Source organism: Streptomyces sp. DSM 116793 (genome assembly GCF_057320905.1).
This window is the reverse complement of sequence record NZ_CM170494.1, coordinates 9,220,383-9,233,347: the sequence shown is the minus strand read 5'-3', so window position 1 is coordinate 9,233,347 and position 12,965 is coordinate 9,220,383. Positions and strand designations below refer to the sequence as shown.

The window sequence follows — 12,965 nt, the reverse complement described above, 5'->3', positions numbered from 1 at the left end:
AGGATCCGCCGCCGGATCCCTTCCGCGCAGGTCACGCGGGTCGCAGGTCAGTGTCGGGCCTCGGTGCGGTGACGGCGATGCCGACGGGGACGCGGGCGCCGAGTGGGCGGACGGCGCCGTTGAGCACGGGATCGCAGGACTTCCGGCCGTCGAGGTAGCGCTTGAAGAAGGCGGAGGCGTAGGTGACCAGGCCCTGGCGTTGGGCGGATTCGGTCAGTTCGGGGATGCTCGTGGTGCGGTCGGCGTCGCTGACGCAGGTGCCGGCGGGGCCTCGGTGGGTGGCCTCGTCGGTGGCGGTGGGCAGGCCGCTGCTCGGGGACCAGCGGGTGTTGAAGAAGTTGTGGTTGCCGCCGAGCAGGTGCACGGTCCGGACCGTCGCGGTCTGATCGGACCGGGTGATGGCCCCCGAGTAGTACTCGTCGCCCTCGGAGTTGCTGGTGAAGCCGCCCTGGTCACAGGTGCCGAAGGTGGTCATGAAGGGGATGTCCGGCGCGGTCAGGTACTGGTCGGGGGTGCCGTCGAGAGCGGGGAAGACGGCGGCCAACGGCAGGACCGCCCTGATGCTGACGCCTTTGGGCCAGTCCTTGCGGTTGGCCGCGGACGCCTGCCACTGGACAGCGCGTCCCCCGCGGGAGTGCCCCAGAGTGCCGACATCGGTCATGTCGAGCCGACCACGGAAGTCGACGGAGGCGGTCTTCCCCGTGTCAGTCCAGGTGAAGTGCCCCGTCAGGGGGCCCGTGCCCGCGGCGGCGAGCTGACCCCACATCGCCAGGTGCTCGTTGATGAGCGCGGCGCGCGCGGCGTCACCACCCGCTCCGCTGGGGTCGACGGCGTTGAGGCCGTCGGCGCTGATGGAGATGGCGACGAACCCCTGCCGGGCCAGCTGCTCACCGAGGTAGTCGAACCCACGGTAGCTCTGCATCGCGTTCACTCCCGGACGGCACGGCCACTGGTGCAGGAAGTGGTCCTGCCTCTCCGCCTCCTGCTGGTCCCCCGCCTGCTCCGCTCTCTGCTCGCCCGCCCACGCCCGCTCATCGGCGCACGACGACCACAGCCCGTGCAGGATCACCACGACGGGGTGCTTCCGCGTTCCGAGATCGCTGGGATAGTGGACGACCCCGGTCAACTCGGCACGGGCTCCCCCTGTGTTCGCAGCGGTGAAGGCCTGGTCCCCGAGGTGGTACTCGACGCTGCTGACGCCGGCGACCGCCGTCCTGCCCGCTCCGGCGCGCGAGGACGGGCCGGTCCCGCTCGGGGGACGGACCGGCGGACGCGATACCCGTCGACGCGAAAAGCGTCGCGCCGGCCAGCGCGGCCGCCGTCAGGGTCGTGGCGGCGCTGCGGGCACGGGAGCCCGCTCGGCGGGAACTCGTGACGGACATAGGGGTACTCAGCCTTCCAGCTCGGACGCCGGCAGTCCGATCCTGCCGATCGACCCGGCTGAGTATGCGCTGCGGATGTCATGAAGCCGTTGGCTTCCTGTTCGGAATCCTTGATCCCGGATCGGCGGCCCCGGCCCGTGTCATCCGGTTCGGGGCTCAGGGCATCCACAGCACCAGGCCCGTGCCGCTCCGGGACGCCGCTGCTGCACGATCATCCTGCTGTCGCTCAGGATGGCCCCCTCCGTCGTCGAGCAGGGGCGCCACGGGGTGGGAACGTGGTACCGGCTGGTACATAGTTCGACGACATTCAAAGTTTGACCGCGATTGACGTTTTGGGCATCGTGGGCGTAGGTCCGGCCGAGCCGGCACCGCCGCACCCCCTGCCCCAGCCGCGAGGAGTCGCACATGAGTCGCGCCGTCCGTTTCCATGAGACCGGTGGCCCCGAGGTCCTGCGCTTGGAGGAGGTGCCGGAGCCGACACCGGGTGAGGGCGAGGTTCTGATACACACCCGCGCACTGGGGCTCAACCGGGCGGAGTCGATGTTCCGGCGGGGCGAGTACGGCACCGACCCGGTCTTCCCTTCCGGCCTCGGCTACGAAGCCGCCGGAGTGGTCGCGGCCTTGGGACAAGGCGTGACCGGGCTGCGCGTCGGCCAGGCCGTCAGCGTGGTGCCGTCGTTCGGCATGACCGACTACCCCGTGCACGGTGAAGCGGTCCTCGCCCCCGCGCACGCCGTGGTCGCCCACCCCGACCATCTGTCCTTCGAGGAGGCGGCCTCGGTCTGGATGCAGTTCATCACCGCCTACGGCGGCCTGGTGGACATCGCCGGAGTGCGCCCCGGGGACACCGTGCTGATCCCGGCCGCCTCCAGCAGTGTGGGCCTCGCGGCCATCCAGATCGCCCACAGAGCGGGCGCCCGCGCCGTCGCCCTGACCCGCACCAGCGCCAAGCGGCAGCAGCTCCTGGACGCCGGGGCCGACGTGGTCATCGCCACCGCCGAGGAGGACACCGTCGCCCGGGTACGTGAGCTGACCGGCGGCGAGGGTGCCCGGGTGATCTTCGACCCGGTTGGCGGCCCCGCCCTGGCCGACCTCGTCGAAGCCGCCGCCTACGAGGCCGTCATCGTCATCTACGGCGTCCTCGACGCCGCCCCCGCCCCACTGAACACCGGCACGGTGCTCTTCAAGCGCCTCACCCTCCGCGGCTTCGAACTGTTCGAGATCACCACCGATGACGCACGCCGGGCCGCCGCCGTCGACTACGTCCGCACCGGCCTCACCAAGGGTGAACTGCGTCCCGTCGTCGACAGGACCTTCCCCCTGGACGCCATCGCGGATGCCCACCGCTACCTGGAGGCCGGTGGGCAGGTCGGCAAGATCGTCGTCACGGTCACCTCCAGGGACAGAACCGCGTCGTAGAGCTCGGCTTCCCACCGCGTGGTAAAGCTCGGCTTCCCACCGCGTGGTAGAGCTCGGCTTCATCATGCGCTCCGGTGGCAGGTGAGTCAGGTCTCGGGGCGGACGACGAGGTCCGCGCTCGCCCGCGCGGCCTGCGTGACGTGCGCGGTGGCGCGCCGCAGCGAGCCGATCAGGTCCAGCGGGACGGGCGGCTGCCGGACGACCGCGACGGTCGTGGTCATGACGGCTCCTGTGAGAGGCGCCCGTACAGCGCGGGCCGCCGGTCCACGTGGACGTCGTTGAGTTCGCTGATGGTCTTGTCCCGGGCCTCGGCGAGGTCGAGGGTCGCGGTCAGGATCGTTTCCTCACCGAGTCGCAGCGGGGTCAGGGGGTAGCCGTCGGTGTCGACGATCACACTGCCACCGAGCCAGTCCTGCCCGCGTTCGGTGCCGGTCCGGTCGGCGACCGCGATGAACATGTGGTTGACCGAGGCGTCGGCCTGCACGCGGACGATCTCGCCCGGCCGTTCACGCTCCGGCCGCGGGTACAGCGGCCAGTTGACGGGCCCGCACAGCAGGTCCGCGCCGTCCAGGGCCGCGAGCCTCACCCACTCGGGGAACTCCAGGTCGTAGCAGACCATGAACCCGATGCGGCCGTAGGGGGTGTCGACGACCGGCGGGGGCCTGTCGCCGGGAGTAAAACCCCAGGTCTTCTCCCCGTTCCACAGGTGGGCCTTGCGGTAGGTGGCGCGCAGCCCGGTCGGATCGGCGAGGGCGGCCGCGTTGTAGACGCGCCCGTCCTCGCCGCGTTCCGCGAAGCCGCCGACGATGACCAGATCGTGGCGGGCGGCGAGTGCCTCCCACTCCTTGATCGTGTCACCGTCCGGCGGCTCTGCCACGGCCCGCAGTTCCTCCGCGCCGGTGAAGACGTAGCCGGTGCCGGCCAGCTCCGGCAGGACCACGACGTGTGCGCCGCGCTCGGCGGCCGCCTCGACGGCCGTGCGGATCCGCCGCCGGTTTCCCCCGGTGTCGCCGACCCTGGGTGCGATCTGGCACACGGCGACGGTGACCTCGGTGCCCGGGGCGGCCGGGCGGGGCGGCTGCCGGCTCATCGGGCGGATCCCTCCAGTTCGGCTTCGCTCGCCACCTGGGCGGCGGCCTCCGCTTCATGGTCCAGGCTCCGGGAGAACAGCAGGTAGAGCACGCCGGAGACGACCAGGCCGACGGCGAAGGAGAAGTCCGCTCCGCCGAGAGCGTGCGCTGCGGGGCCGGCGTAGAAGCTCGTCGAGAAGAAGGGGACCATCGCGGCGAACCCGATGACGTAGGCGGTGACGCCCCGCCACGCCCAGCGTCCGTAGACGCCGTCCGGTTTCAGGATCTCGGCGATGGCGTACTTCCCCCGGCGCACGAGGTAGAAGTCGACCAGGTTCACCGCGGTCCACGGGACGAGGAAGTACAGCATCATCAGCACGAAGTTGTTGAAGCTGTCGATGTAGTCGTCCGGGATCAGCAGGGCGACCACCAGGGACACCAGGCCGACCACGACGAGTCCGATGACGCGCAGCCGCACGGTGGGGCGGACATTGCGGAAGCCGTCCAGCGCGCTGGCGCCGGTGAGCATCGCACCGTAGGCGTTGACCCCCATGATGGAGATCAGTGCGAGCACCGAGGCCAGCACGGCGATGAGGCCGAAGCCGGGGAAGAGCAGGTCGCCGACCTGCCGCACGGCGAGGATCGGGTCCGGGTTGGGCAGGTAGCCGGCGAGGATCGCGCCCAGCGACATCAGCCAGACGGCGGAGAACGCGGCGCCCGAGTACACCGCGGAGATCAGGCCCCGTGCGGGCACCTTCGCCGGCAGGTAGCGGGTGTAGTCGGAGACGTACACCGCGTAGCTGATGTTGTACCCGGCGGCGAGAGAGAACTGCACCAGGAACGCCGTCAGGTGCCATCCCGCCGTGGCGGCGGGCACGTCGGCGGGGGTGGGGTGGGAGCCGAAGTGGACGATCGCCACCACGGTGAGGACGGCGAAGACGACGACCAGCAGGTACGTCAGCCAGCGCTGGACGAAGTGGAGCAGGTCGTGGCCGACGACCGCGATGACGATGGACAGCGCGATCAGGACCGGGTACCAGAAGAGCTTGCTGTCCGGCAGCGCCAGTCCAAGGCCCTGTGCGGCGAGGACCGTGTCGAAGACCAGGAAGCCCACGTAGACGAAGACGGTCGCGGCGAAGGGCACCGCGGAGCCGCGGCTGCCGAACTGGGCGCGGGACTGGATCATCTGGGGCAGGCCCATCCGGGGGCCCTGGTTGGCGTGGAAGGCCATGAAGAACGTTCCGGCCATGACGCCGAGCACGATGGCCAGCACGCTGTACCAGATGCTCAGCCCCATGGAGGCGCCGACGAACCCGGTGACCATGGTCGGCAGGACGAAGTTGCCGGTGAACCAGAACGGTCCCTGGTGCCAGACCTTGCCGCGTCGTTCAACGGCGGGCACGTAGTCGATCGAGTGCTGCTCGATCGCCGAGTCGTGCTGCGTCAGAGTGTCCGAGGAGGTCATCGCCTTCCCCTTATCGTTCGTGGGGCCGGTGGTCCGGCGCAGGCAGGTGGTCGGGCGTCATCGCCGAGAGGATCTCGTAGGCGGTGTGGGCGGCGGCGACGGCGGTGAGCTGGGCGTGGTCGTAGGCGGGGGCCACCTCGACCACGTCGGCGCCCACCAGGCGCGTTGCGCGCAGGGTGCGGATCATCGTGAGGAGTTCCCGGCTGGTCATCCCGCCCGCTTCGGGGGTCCCGGTGCCGGGGGCGTGCGCCGGGTCCAGGACGTCGATGTCGATGGACAGGTACACGGGCCGCTCCCCGAGGCGGGCGAGCATGCGCTCGATCGCCCGGGGCAGGCCCTCGGCCTCGATCTCGGGGCTGGAGATCACGGCGAACCCGAGGCGTTCGTCGTCCCGCAGGTCCTTGCGAGAGTACAGCGGGCCCCGGGTGCCCACGTGCAGGCTGGCGGTGAGGTCGATCAGTCCCTCCTCGGACGCGCGGCGGAAGGGGGTGCCGTGCGTGACGGGGGCACCGAAGTAGGTGTCCCAGGTGTCGAGGTGGGCGTCGAAGTGGAGCACGGCGAGCGGGCCGTGCCGCCGGGCGGCGGCGCGCAGCAGCGGCAGGGCGATGGTGTGATCCCCGCCGAGGGTGAGCAGCCGGGCACCGTCCGCGGTCAGTTCCTCGGCGGCGGTCTGGATCTGAGCGACCGCCTCGTCGAGACTGAACGGGTTGGCGGATATGTCGCCGGCGTCGACGACCTGCTGGGCGGCGAAGGGCTCCACGTCCTGCGCCGGGTTGTAGGGTCTCAGCAGCCGGGACGCCTCACGGATGTGCGCGGGCCCGAAGCGGGCGCCGGGCCGGTAGCTCACCCCGCTGTCGAAGGGCACGCCGACGACGGCTATGTCGGCGCTCGGGACGTCTTCCAAGCGGGGCAGCCGGGCGAAGGTCGCGATCCCCGCATACCGGGGGCTCAGACTCGCGTCCGGGGGGCCGACCGGGGGCCGCGGGGATTCGGCGGAGTTCATCGGAACCTCGGATCTGTTCCAGGAGAGAGATTACCTATACACAACAAAGAGTGCCTATTAGGCATCTCGCGTTCCGGGTAGTGTTTGCTCTGAGTTACCACCCTGTCAAGGGTCGTCCGGGAGCCGAACGAGTGACGCGAGGATTCGATGAAAGCGCTGCACCCGACGCCGTCCCCCGCTCCCGTCCGGGTCGGGGCACGCCTGCGGGCCTGCCGCAAGGCCCAGGGCCTGACCATCGAGCAGGTCGCCGCCGCCACCGGCCTGACCAGGGGATTCCTCAGCCGGGTCGAGCGCGACGAGACCTCACCGAGCGTCACTACGCTGGTCACCCTGTGCCAGGTGCTGTCCCTACCGGTCGGATCCCTCTTCGAAGACGCCGATGCCGAGGTGATCCGGCTGGACGCAGCGCCACGCCTCAACATGGGCGGGCACGGCGTCGAGGACCGGATGGTCACACCCCGCGCCCAATCGAAGATCCAGATCCTGCGATCGCGACTCGAGCCGGACGCACACGGCGGCGACCATCTGTACACGATCAACTGCGACGTGGAAGTGCTGCACGTGGTCAGCGGCGAGGTCTCCGTCCGCTTCACCGACCGCACCGAGGTACTCGCCGCCGGTGACACCCTGACCTTCTCCGGCCGGGAGCCACACACCTGGCGCAACTGCGGCCCCGGCCCCGCCGAGGTCACCTGGACCTTCGTCCCGGCCCCCTGGAGCGGCTCCCACTGACCCGGGAAGCTCACCGGACCAGCGCCCGCCCGCCCCTGGCCGGAGCGCTCGTGGCCCTGGCGGACTGGATCTCTGCGGCCAGATGCCCGCAGCCGTCGTTCAACGCCCGCCGTTGCGCCCGGCAACGGCGACGCGGGCAGGTGCCGGCGGGGCCCGGCTGACCGGGTGGCGGGCGTGAGAAGGGCCGCGCCGCGCCGCCCACCGCCACTGCGGCCCGTCCGGCCCGGCGTCAGCGCGTCCGCCGTCACGCGCTGGTCAGCCGGGTACGTCACACCCACCTACGCACCGTGAGGTTCGGCCGGGCGATCCGGGTGCCCGGACCGCCCGCCGAGGCTCACGGCGTGGGGGCTGCGACGCCTTGCAGGTCGTGTCCTTCGCCGGCGGCTTCCCGGTGAGGAGGTAGCTGGTGCCGTGAGCGTCCATGCGCGTGTTGTCGCCGAAGAGGTACTGGCCATGGTTGCCGCCGCCGCCGGCGACGACGAGCCGCGAGCCGGCCAGGGCCCCGTGCATCGTGCGCGCACCGACCAGCGGTGTGGCGGCGTCGTCGGCGGCCTGGAGCATCAGCACCGGCGGCACCTTCACCGAGCCGACCTTCACCGACCTGGCGGCCGGGGCCTGCCAGAAGGCGCACGGCGCGCTGTACCAGGTGTTCAGCCAGGCGAACTACGGTGCCTGACGTGCCGAAGCGGCCGTGTCGTCGTGCCAGGTCCGCCACGACCGGGGCCACTTGGTGTCCACGCAGTTGTACGCGAGCTGGGCCGTGGGCACGCCGTCGGACGCCACCTGGTCCGTGGCACCGAGCAGTGCGCCGTCGTCACCGCGCCGGTGGTCGGAGACCGCCTCGGCCAGGTCGGGCCACATCAGGTCGCTGTACATGGCGGAGGCCAGCAGGTCGTCCGGTTCCGCGCTGCCGGGCGAGGCCGCGGCGGGTTGGCGTGGGGATCGTGACGTCAGCCTGCTCTCGGGTGGATCCTGTGCACTGTCGGAGATCAAGATGCGAGCAGGCGGCGGTGGACTTGCCGTCGGTGCACCGCCGTGACACGGCCGCAACAGGATCCGCACGGTCACCACGGGAGCCCCGACTGGACGGTCCGCACGTCAGGGCCCCCGCTGGAGAGCCCGACCGCCGGGGACTGCTCCGACGAGGCGTCGGCCACGTGCTGGGTCCTGAGGCGACCGGGAGTCCAGCTCGCCTGTTGAAAACAGCGAGGCGATGATCGAGACCGCGGACGGCAGGGGCAGCATAGGGGGAGACGGAACGATCCCTGTCCGGAGAGGTGCCACATGCCCAGTGTCGTAAAGATCAATGTCCTGACCGTGCCCGATGAGCAGCGCGAGATCCTGGAGAAGCGGTTCTCTTCGCGGGCGGGGACCGTGGAGTCCTCGGACGGCTTCGAGTGGTTCGAACTGCTTCGCCCCGTGGAGGGAACCGACCAGTACCTGGTGTACACCAGGTGGCGGGACGAGGCCTCCTTCCAGGCGTGGATGGAGGGTCCGATGAAGTCCGCTCACCAGGGAGGTGGTGAGGAAGGCGGGCAACGCAAGCCCGCTGCCTCCGGGTCCACCCTGTGGTCGTTCGAAGTAGTTCAGCAGGCCGCTCCCAAGCACGGCTGACTCGGCCAGGCACTGCTCCCGAGGCGGAGAGGCTCCTCCTCTCGTGGTGGGTGCGACGCCGAGTGCGCCTTCGACGGCCCGGGCCGCCTCCGATCCTCGACAGGCGGGCGGCCCGGGCCGTTCGACGGGTGACCAACTGGGGCACTTGCTCGACCGCACCACCGACGAGACCGGGTCGGGCGCCGGCATCGCGAGCTCGGCTACGAGCCGGTGGCCGGGCACTGGACGGTGGTCTCGCGCAGGGGGGCGATCAGCGCCACGGCGTGGTCGCGCCACGGCATGGTCGGCGGTGGCATCGCTGGTGCCGAAGGAGGCAGCTGAGGAATCTCCGAGCGAGGACGGGTGACCTCTGAGCGGGCGCGGTCTGCGACGAGGTCCGGGTGCGCGCTGACGATACGGCAGGCGAGGCGGGCAACACCGACGGCACGCGAGGCGGGCAACACCGACGGCAGGACGGGAGGTCTGCCTACTCCCCCAGCGGGGTGGGTACTCACACACACCGTGGGACTTCGTGGGCTTGCTCGACGCACGCCGACCGGATCTCCTCCAGCAGCTTCGGGTAGTGCTCGCCGTACGTGCCCACCGCTGCCCATACCGCGTCCAGTGCCGCCCTCAGCGGGTCGGGCTCGGCAGCGGCGAGCACCGCGGGAAGAGCGACGTGTGGCTGTGAGATCCGCCCGGTGCCACGCGGAACGCCGGAGGTGTGCACCACCGCAGGCAGACTGTGCCCCACACCTCCGGTCGGTGCCGGCCTCTCGGGAGCGGCCACCGTCGGTACCAACGCACCCAGTGCCCGGCCGAGGACCGGCCGCCTCCGCCCGTGGTCCCTGGACTCCGCGGCCGGGACCCACGTCCACCCGGCCACCGGCGGGGGCGCCGGTGGGCGGTACGGCGGTCGCTCGGGAGGTATCGACTTGAGCACCGACCGCCTCGGGACCCGCGGATCGGACCGCAGGGTCTCCCATAGCCGGGCCACGTCGTCGAACGGCGGCGGCAGCGGACGTCTCTCCGTCAGGGCGGTGAGCGCCTGCGTGACCCACGACACGTCGGTCAGGCCCGCCGTCTCGCAGGCCCGCCGGGCGGCCAGCAACGCCACCGCACTCTGGACCTCGGGACCCGCGGCATCGAGGGCGTGCACCAGGTCGCTGTCGAAGCGGAGCAGGCCGCGGACATTGCCGCCAACAGCGCGCAGTCTCTCGCTTGGCAGCCGTCCGCCCCACTCCCACTGCTCGCGGTGCAGTCGCCGCTCCTCGGCGGCCCGTTCCTCCGCCTGGCGGGCCAGGCGTTCGGTCTCGGCGCGCTGCTCGGGTGTGGGCGGTGGCGGAAGTTCGCGTGCGTGGCGGTGCCAGTACGCGGCGTTCCGCGAGGTCTGGCGGATCACGCGGTCCGGGCGGGGCGGCGCTGGCCAGAACTGCAGGAGGTAGCTGTCCGCCTGTGGCTTCCCGGCCGCTCTGGTGTCCAACTCCCGTCCCTCGTCCATTCCCCGGGCGCAGTACCGCACCCGGTAGTCGGTCCGGACGAGATCCAGGTCCCACGCGGCCCCGCCCGCCCACTGCACCAAACAGGTGCGTTCCGACACCGGGCGGAAGGACACCTCCACCACGTCCTCCCAGACCGGATCCAGCACAGGAGCCTCGTCGTGGACTTCCACGACGAAGCCGACGCTGCCGGTGTGCAGTCCGGTGATCAACCAGAGCGCGCCCGGGACCGCGGCCCCGCACAGCCCCGCGCTCTGGCCTGCGAACGCCTCGAAGAGGTCCGGGTTCGCGCTTCTCGGATCGCTCTGGACGTGGATCTGACCGTAGTGAACGTGCACGTCGCCTGTGACCGGCCTACGCACGGCAACCCCTCCCTTCGCCGCAGACGGCCTCGGGTCCCCTGTCGGACGGGCCGTCATATGCCCGCATCATGGCGGAGGCCACTGACAACGGGTCCGACGGCAACGGCCAACGGCATCCCGCGCGGGCAGCCTCCAGGCATGGGTGTGGCGGTCGAGGAGGTGAGGGCGGAGCCCCGTGGTGACACGTCGGCCGCCACGATGGCCGTGCCGGGCCGCCGGGCCCGCTCCGCGCTTCGGCCGGGACTGGTCCTTGCATATCGCTGACGTCCAGCACCAGTCCGCCCCTGCGCCGGTCGCCGGTCGCCGGTCGCCGGTCGCCGGTCGCCGGTCGCCGGTCGCCGGTCGCCGGTCGCCGGTCGCCGGTCAAGCGTGTCAGACTCACCGATCGCGCGGTTACGACTGGGGCGAGTGCGGCCAGGGCGCCGCCGACGGCGAGTTCAGCACGGACTCAAGCGTCGGGCCCGGTCGAATGCGATGGCGCCCCGGCAGTCGGACGTGTCCGGCCGGGGCGCGGGAGGGTGGACGCGAAGGGCGGTCGCCTCGCGGCGAAAGGCACCATGGGGCTTCAGCCGAACGATCTTCCCCATGGGCAATGGGTGAGGCCCGGGGACACTGTCCCCTCCGCATCCACGCCTGGTTCAACGGGCCGAGGTGTCCTCCTGTTCCGGTTCCACAGCCCCTGACGGAGTGAAACCTGCCACATGGGACGGGCCGAGGAGAACCGTGCATCCGTGGCGCTGGCAGGGGTGGGTCGGCCCTGCCCAGGCATGACCGGCTCAGGGCATGAGGGGGAGCTTGCCGACGAGCTTGTCGACCCGGTTGCGCGGGCCGACGAGGCTGACTGCGCAGTAGTCCATGGACTCGCTCTGGGTCTTGCCCACGGCGGTGATGTAGTCGCTGTAGACGCGAGTGCTCTGGGCGGCGGCGGGCACGTCGGCGACGAAGGTGTCGGCGCGAGAGGCCGCCTTGTCGCGGATGGAGCGCAGCGTGGCGGAGTCGGCGACGAGCACCGAGCAACCCACCCAGGGCAGGCCCGGATGCACGGCGCCTTCCGCGTCGGCGGCCTCGGAGCCCAGCAGTCCGGGGACCGCGGCCACCGTGGGGGCGGCTGCGCAGACGGCGGCGTTGGCGGCTCGGCCGGGAGGCAGATCGGCGTTGACGACGACGACCCATTTCAGCCGCACCTGACGGGTGGACAGGCTGAAGTCCATCTCCTCGGACGCGAAGCCCACCGTCGTCGCGCTGGACGCGTTCACCACAGACATGTGATCCCCTGTACTCGTTCGGCCAGACGCAGCAATGCTAGGCAGTGATGTGGGGCTTCAGACGATGTCCCGAACGTCATGCGCCGATGGAGGGGCTTTCGGAATCCTCGGCGCACGTGATGCGGCCGATCCCGGGGAATCTCCGTCGTTCGTACGGAGGAAGGGCCCCGGGGAGGCCGCAGAGATCAGGCAGGAGTCCAGGCCAGGCCCCCATTCGCCGTACTTCGTTCGGCCTATCATGAGTTCTGTGGAACTTGATGCGCTGGACCGGGCCCTGCTGCGGGAGCTGCAGAACGACGCACGGCAGACCAACCGTGACCTCGCGGCCAAGACCGGGGTCTCACCTTCGACCTCGCTGGAGCGGGTGAGGCTGCTCCGCGAGCGTGGCGTGATCACCGGCTACCACGCGGCCTTGGATCTCGACGCGGCCGGCCGGCCCGTTCAGGCGCTCATCTCGGTGCGCATCCGGCCACCGGCCCGGCCCGTCATCGAGGGGTTCCGGGAATGGGCGGCGCGGCTGCCCGAGGTGATCGGCCTGTTCGTCACCTCGGGCAGTCACGACTTCCTCATCCATGTCGCGGTCCCGGATGTGGACAGCGTGTACGCCTTCGTCATCGACCGTCTCACCGAACGCCGCGAAGTCGCCGACGTGCAGACCACGATGGTCTACGAGCACGTTCAGCCCCGCCGTATCGAGCCGGCCGGCCCTGACCGTTCCCGCTCCTCGCGCTCAGCCCGCTGACCGGTTGTCTCCTCACGGTGGCCGTGCCGTGATCCGCCGCGGATCGGCCGGGGACGCGACCGGGATTCCACGGCCCCCGCCACGGGTGCCCCGGGGACAGCGACCGGGGGAATCCGACCGGGCCCATCGGGGGCTCGGAGGTCTGGCCCGCCAGGTGCTCCACGGGATTGAACGCCAGCACGGCGCAGCCCGCCCGGCCGTGTGTTGGTGATCAGTACGCCGGCGCTGCGGACCAGCGCGAGACGGGCGTCTCGGCCCGCCGCGGACTTCATGTCCAGCGCCAGACTGCGCTTGTTGCGGTTGACGCTCAGCGGGGCGGGCATGGGTCGAGTCTCCCGCGGCGCACCAGTGCGGGTGCCGGATGGTCACGCCGCCGCTCGTCGTGCGTCCGGTAGGTCCTGCCTCCCGGAGCCGTCCCGGGGTGAACCCGCCC

Annotated in this window: 14 protein-coding genes; 4 read left to right on the top strand and 10 right to left on the bottom strand. The window is 71.1% G+C overall.

Annotated elements, in window-relative coordinates; translation table 11 throughout:
- Positions 1 to 31 precede the first annotated feature (31 nt).
- The gene (locus ACSMXW_RS36645; RefSeq protein WP_485802855.1) at positions 32 to 1,126 is read right to left on the bottom strand and encodes an alpha/beta hydrolase; all 1,095 of its coding nucleotides are present in this window, start codon (positions 1,124 to 1,126) and stop codon (positions 32 to 34) included.
- Between the two features lie 661 nt (positions 1,127 to 1,787).
- On the opposite strand from ACSMXW_RS36645, the gene ACSMXW_RS36640 reads away from it, so the two are divergent.
- On the top strand, positions 1,788 to 2,801 hold the full coding sequence (locus ACSMXW_RS36640; protein WP_485802853.1) for a zinc-dependent alcohol dehydrogenase family protein: 1,014 nt from the start codon (positions 1,788 to 1,790) through the stop codon (positions 2,799 to 2,801).
- An 86-nt stretch (positions 2,802 to 2,887) separates the two neighbouring features.
- On the opposite strand, the gene ACSMXW_RS36635 is transcribed toward ACSMXW_RS36640, so the two are convergent.
- The 4 genes from ACSMXW_RS36635 to speB are packed head-to-tail and all read right to left on the bottom strand — an operon-like array spanning position 2,888 to position 6,339.
- Positions 2,888 to 3,022: a hypothetical protein gene (locus ACSMXW_RS36635; RefSeq protein WP_485802851.1), complete on the bottom strand. Its 135-nt coding sequence runs from the start codon at positions 3,020 to 3,022 to the stop codon at positions 2,888 to 2,890.
- On the bottom strand, positions 3,019 to 3,891 hold the full coding sequence (locus tag ACSMXW_RS36630; RefSeq protein ID WP_485802849.1) for a nitrilase family protein: 873 nt from the start codon (positions 3,889 to 3,891) through the stop codon (positions 3,019 to 3,021). Before ACSMXW_RS36630 ends, ACSMXW_RS36635 begins: the two co-directional genes overlap by 4 nt.
- Entirely contained in the window at positions 3,888 to 5,336 is a 1,449-nt protein-coding gene (locus ACSMXW_RS36625) for a purine-cytosine permease family protein (RefSeq protein WP_485802847.1), read from the bottom strand. The genes ACSMXW_RS36630 and ACSMXW_RS36625 overlap by 4 nt, the downstream gene beginning before the upstream one ends.
- Before the next feature lie 10 nt (positions 5,337 to 5,346).
- Positions 5,347 to 6,339: an agmatinase gene (gene speB / locus ACSMXW_RS36620; protein WP_485802845.1), complete on the bottom strand. Its 993-nt coding sequence runs from the start codon at positions 6,337 to 6,339 to the stop codon at positions 5,347 to 5,349.
- Positions 6,340 to 6,486: 147 nt separating this feature from the next.
- Between speB and ACSMXW_RS36615 the strand changes: the two genes are divergently transcribed.
- Positions 6,487 to 7,071 carry a helix-turn-helix domain-containing protein gene (locus ACSMXW_RS36615; RefSeq protein ID WP_485802843.1) on the top strand — a complete coding sequence of 195 codons (585 nt, stop codon included), beginning with the start codon at positions 6,487 to 6,489 and terminating at the stop codon, positions 7,069 to 7,071.
- A 255-nt stretch (positions 7,072 to 7,326) separates the two neighbouring features.
- On the opposite strand, the gene ACSMXW_RS36610 is transcribed toward ACSMXW_RS36615, so the two are convergent.
- Positions 7,327 to 7,668 carry an alpha/beta hydrolase gene (locus tag ACSMXW_RS36610; RefSeq protein ID WP_485802841.1) on the bottom strand — a complete coding sequence of 114 codons (342 nt, stop codon included), beginning with the start codon at positions 7,666 to 7,668 and terminating at the stop codon, positions 7,327 to 7,329.
- A gap of 66 nt (positions 7,669 to 7,734) precedes the next feature.
- A complete protein-coding gene (locus ACSMXW_RS36605; RefSeq protein ID WP_485802839.1) occupies positions 7,735 to 8,064 on the bottom strand; it encodes a hypothetical protein in 330 nt (109 codons plus the stop codon).
- A 291-nt stretch (positions 8,065 to 8,355) separates the two neighbouring features.
- Here ACSMXW_RS36605 and ACSMXW_RS36600 point away from each other — a divergent pair, with 291 nt between their 5' ends.
- Complete coding sequence (locus tag ACSMXW_RS36600; protein WP_485802837.1) at positions 8,356 to 8,685, top strand: antibiotic biosynthesis monooxygenase family protein; 330 nt, start codon at positions 8,356 to 8,358, stop codon at positions 8,683 to 8,685.
- Positions 8,686 to 9,175: 490 nt separating this feature from the next.
- Here the strand turns inward: ACSMXW_RS36600 and ACSMXW_RS36595 are convergent, their stop codons facing one another.
- Entirely contained in the window at positions 9,176 to 10,525 is a 1,350-nt protein-coding gene (locus ACSMXW_RS36595; protein WP_485802835.1) for a hypothetical protein, read from the bottom strand.
- Between the two features lie 776 nt (positions 10,526 to 11,301).
- Positions 11,302 to 11,790 (bottom strand): DUF2000 domain-containing protein, encoded by a 489-nt coding sequence (locus ACSMXW_RS36590; protein ID WP_485802834.1) that lies wholly within the window; start codon positions 11,788 to 11,790, stop codon positions 11,302 to 11,304.
- A gap of 247 nt (positions 11,791 to 12,037) precedes the next feature.
- Between ACSMXW_RS36590 and ACSMXW_RS36585 the strand changes: the two genes are divergently transcribed.
- Positions 12,038 to 12,532, top strand: coding sequence for an Lrp/AsnC family transcriptional regulator (locus ACSMXW_RS36585; RefSeq protein ID WP_485802832.1), 495 nt, complete (start codon positions 12,038 to 12,040; stop codon positions 12,530 to 12,532).
- Here the strand turns inward: ACSMXW_RS36585 and ACSMXW_RS36580 are convergent.
- Complete coding sequence (locus ACSMXW_RS36580) at positions 12,469 to 12,804, bottom strand: hypothetical protein (protein WP_485808531.1); 336 nt, start codon at positions 12,802 to 12,804, stop codon at positions 12,469 to 12,471. The genes ACSMXW_RS36585 and ACSMXW_RS36580 overlap by 64 nt on opposite strands.
- Between the last annotated feature and the right edge of the window lie 161 nt (positions 12,805 to 12,965).

Bases quoted from the DNA above. Each gene is read 5' to 3' on its own strand.
- ACSMXW_RS36640 (WP_485802853.1), top strand. From the start codon at position 1,788: ATGAGTCGCGCCGTCCGTTTCCATGAGACCGGTGGCCCCGAGGTCCTG.
- ACSMXW_RS36635 (WP_485802851.1), bottom strand. From the start codon at position 3,022: ATGACCACGACCGTCGCGGTCGTCCGGCAGCCGCCCGTCCCGCTGGAC.
- ACSMXW_RS36630 (WP_485802849.1), bottom strand. From the start codon at position 3,891: ATGAGCCGGCAGCCGCCCCGCCCGGCCGCCCCGGGCACCGAGGTCACC.
- ACSMXW_RS36625 (WP_485802847.1), bottom strand. From the start codon at position 5,336: ATGACCTCCTCGGACACTCTGACGCAGCACGACTCGGCGATCGAGCAG.
- speB (WP_485802845.1), bottom strand. From the start codon at position 6,339: ATGAACTCCGCCGAATCCCCGCGGCCCCCGGTCGGCCCCCCGGACGCG.
- ACSMXW_RS36615 (WP_485802843.1), top strand. From the start codon at position 6,487: ATGAAAGCGCTGCACCCGACGCCGTCCCCCGCTCCCGTCCGGGTCGGG.
- ACSMXW_RS36600 (WP_485802837.1), top strand. From the start codon at position 8,356: ATGCCCAGTGTCGTAAAGATCAATGTCCTGACCGTGCCCGATGAGCAG.
- ACSMXW_RS36590 (WP_485802834.1), bottom strand. From the start codon at position 11,790: ATGTCTGTGGTGAACGCGTCCAGCGCGACGACGGTGGGCTTCGCGTCC.
- ACSMXW_RS36580 (WP_485808531.1), bottom strand. From the start codon at position 12,804: ATGAAGTCCGCGGCGGGCCGAGACGCCCGTCTCGCGCTGGTCCGCAGC.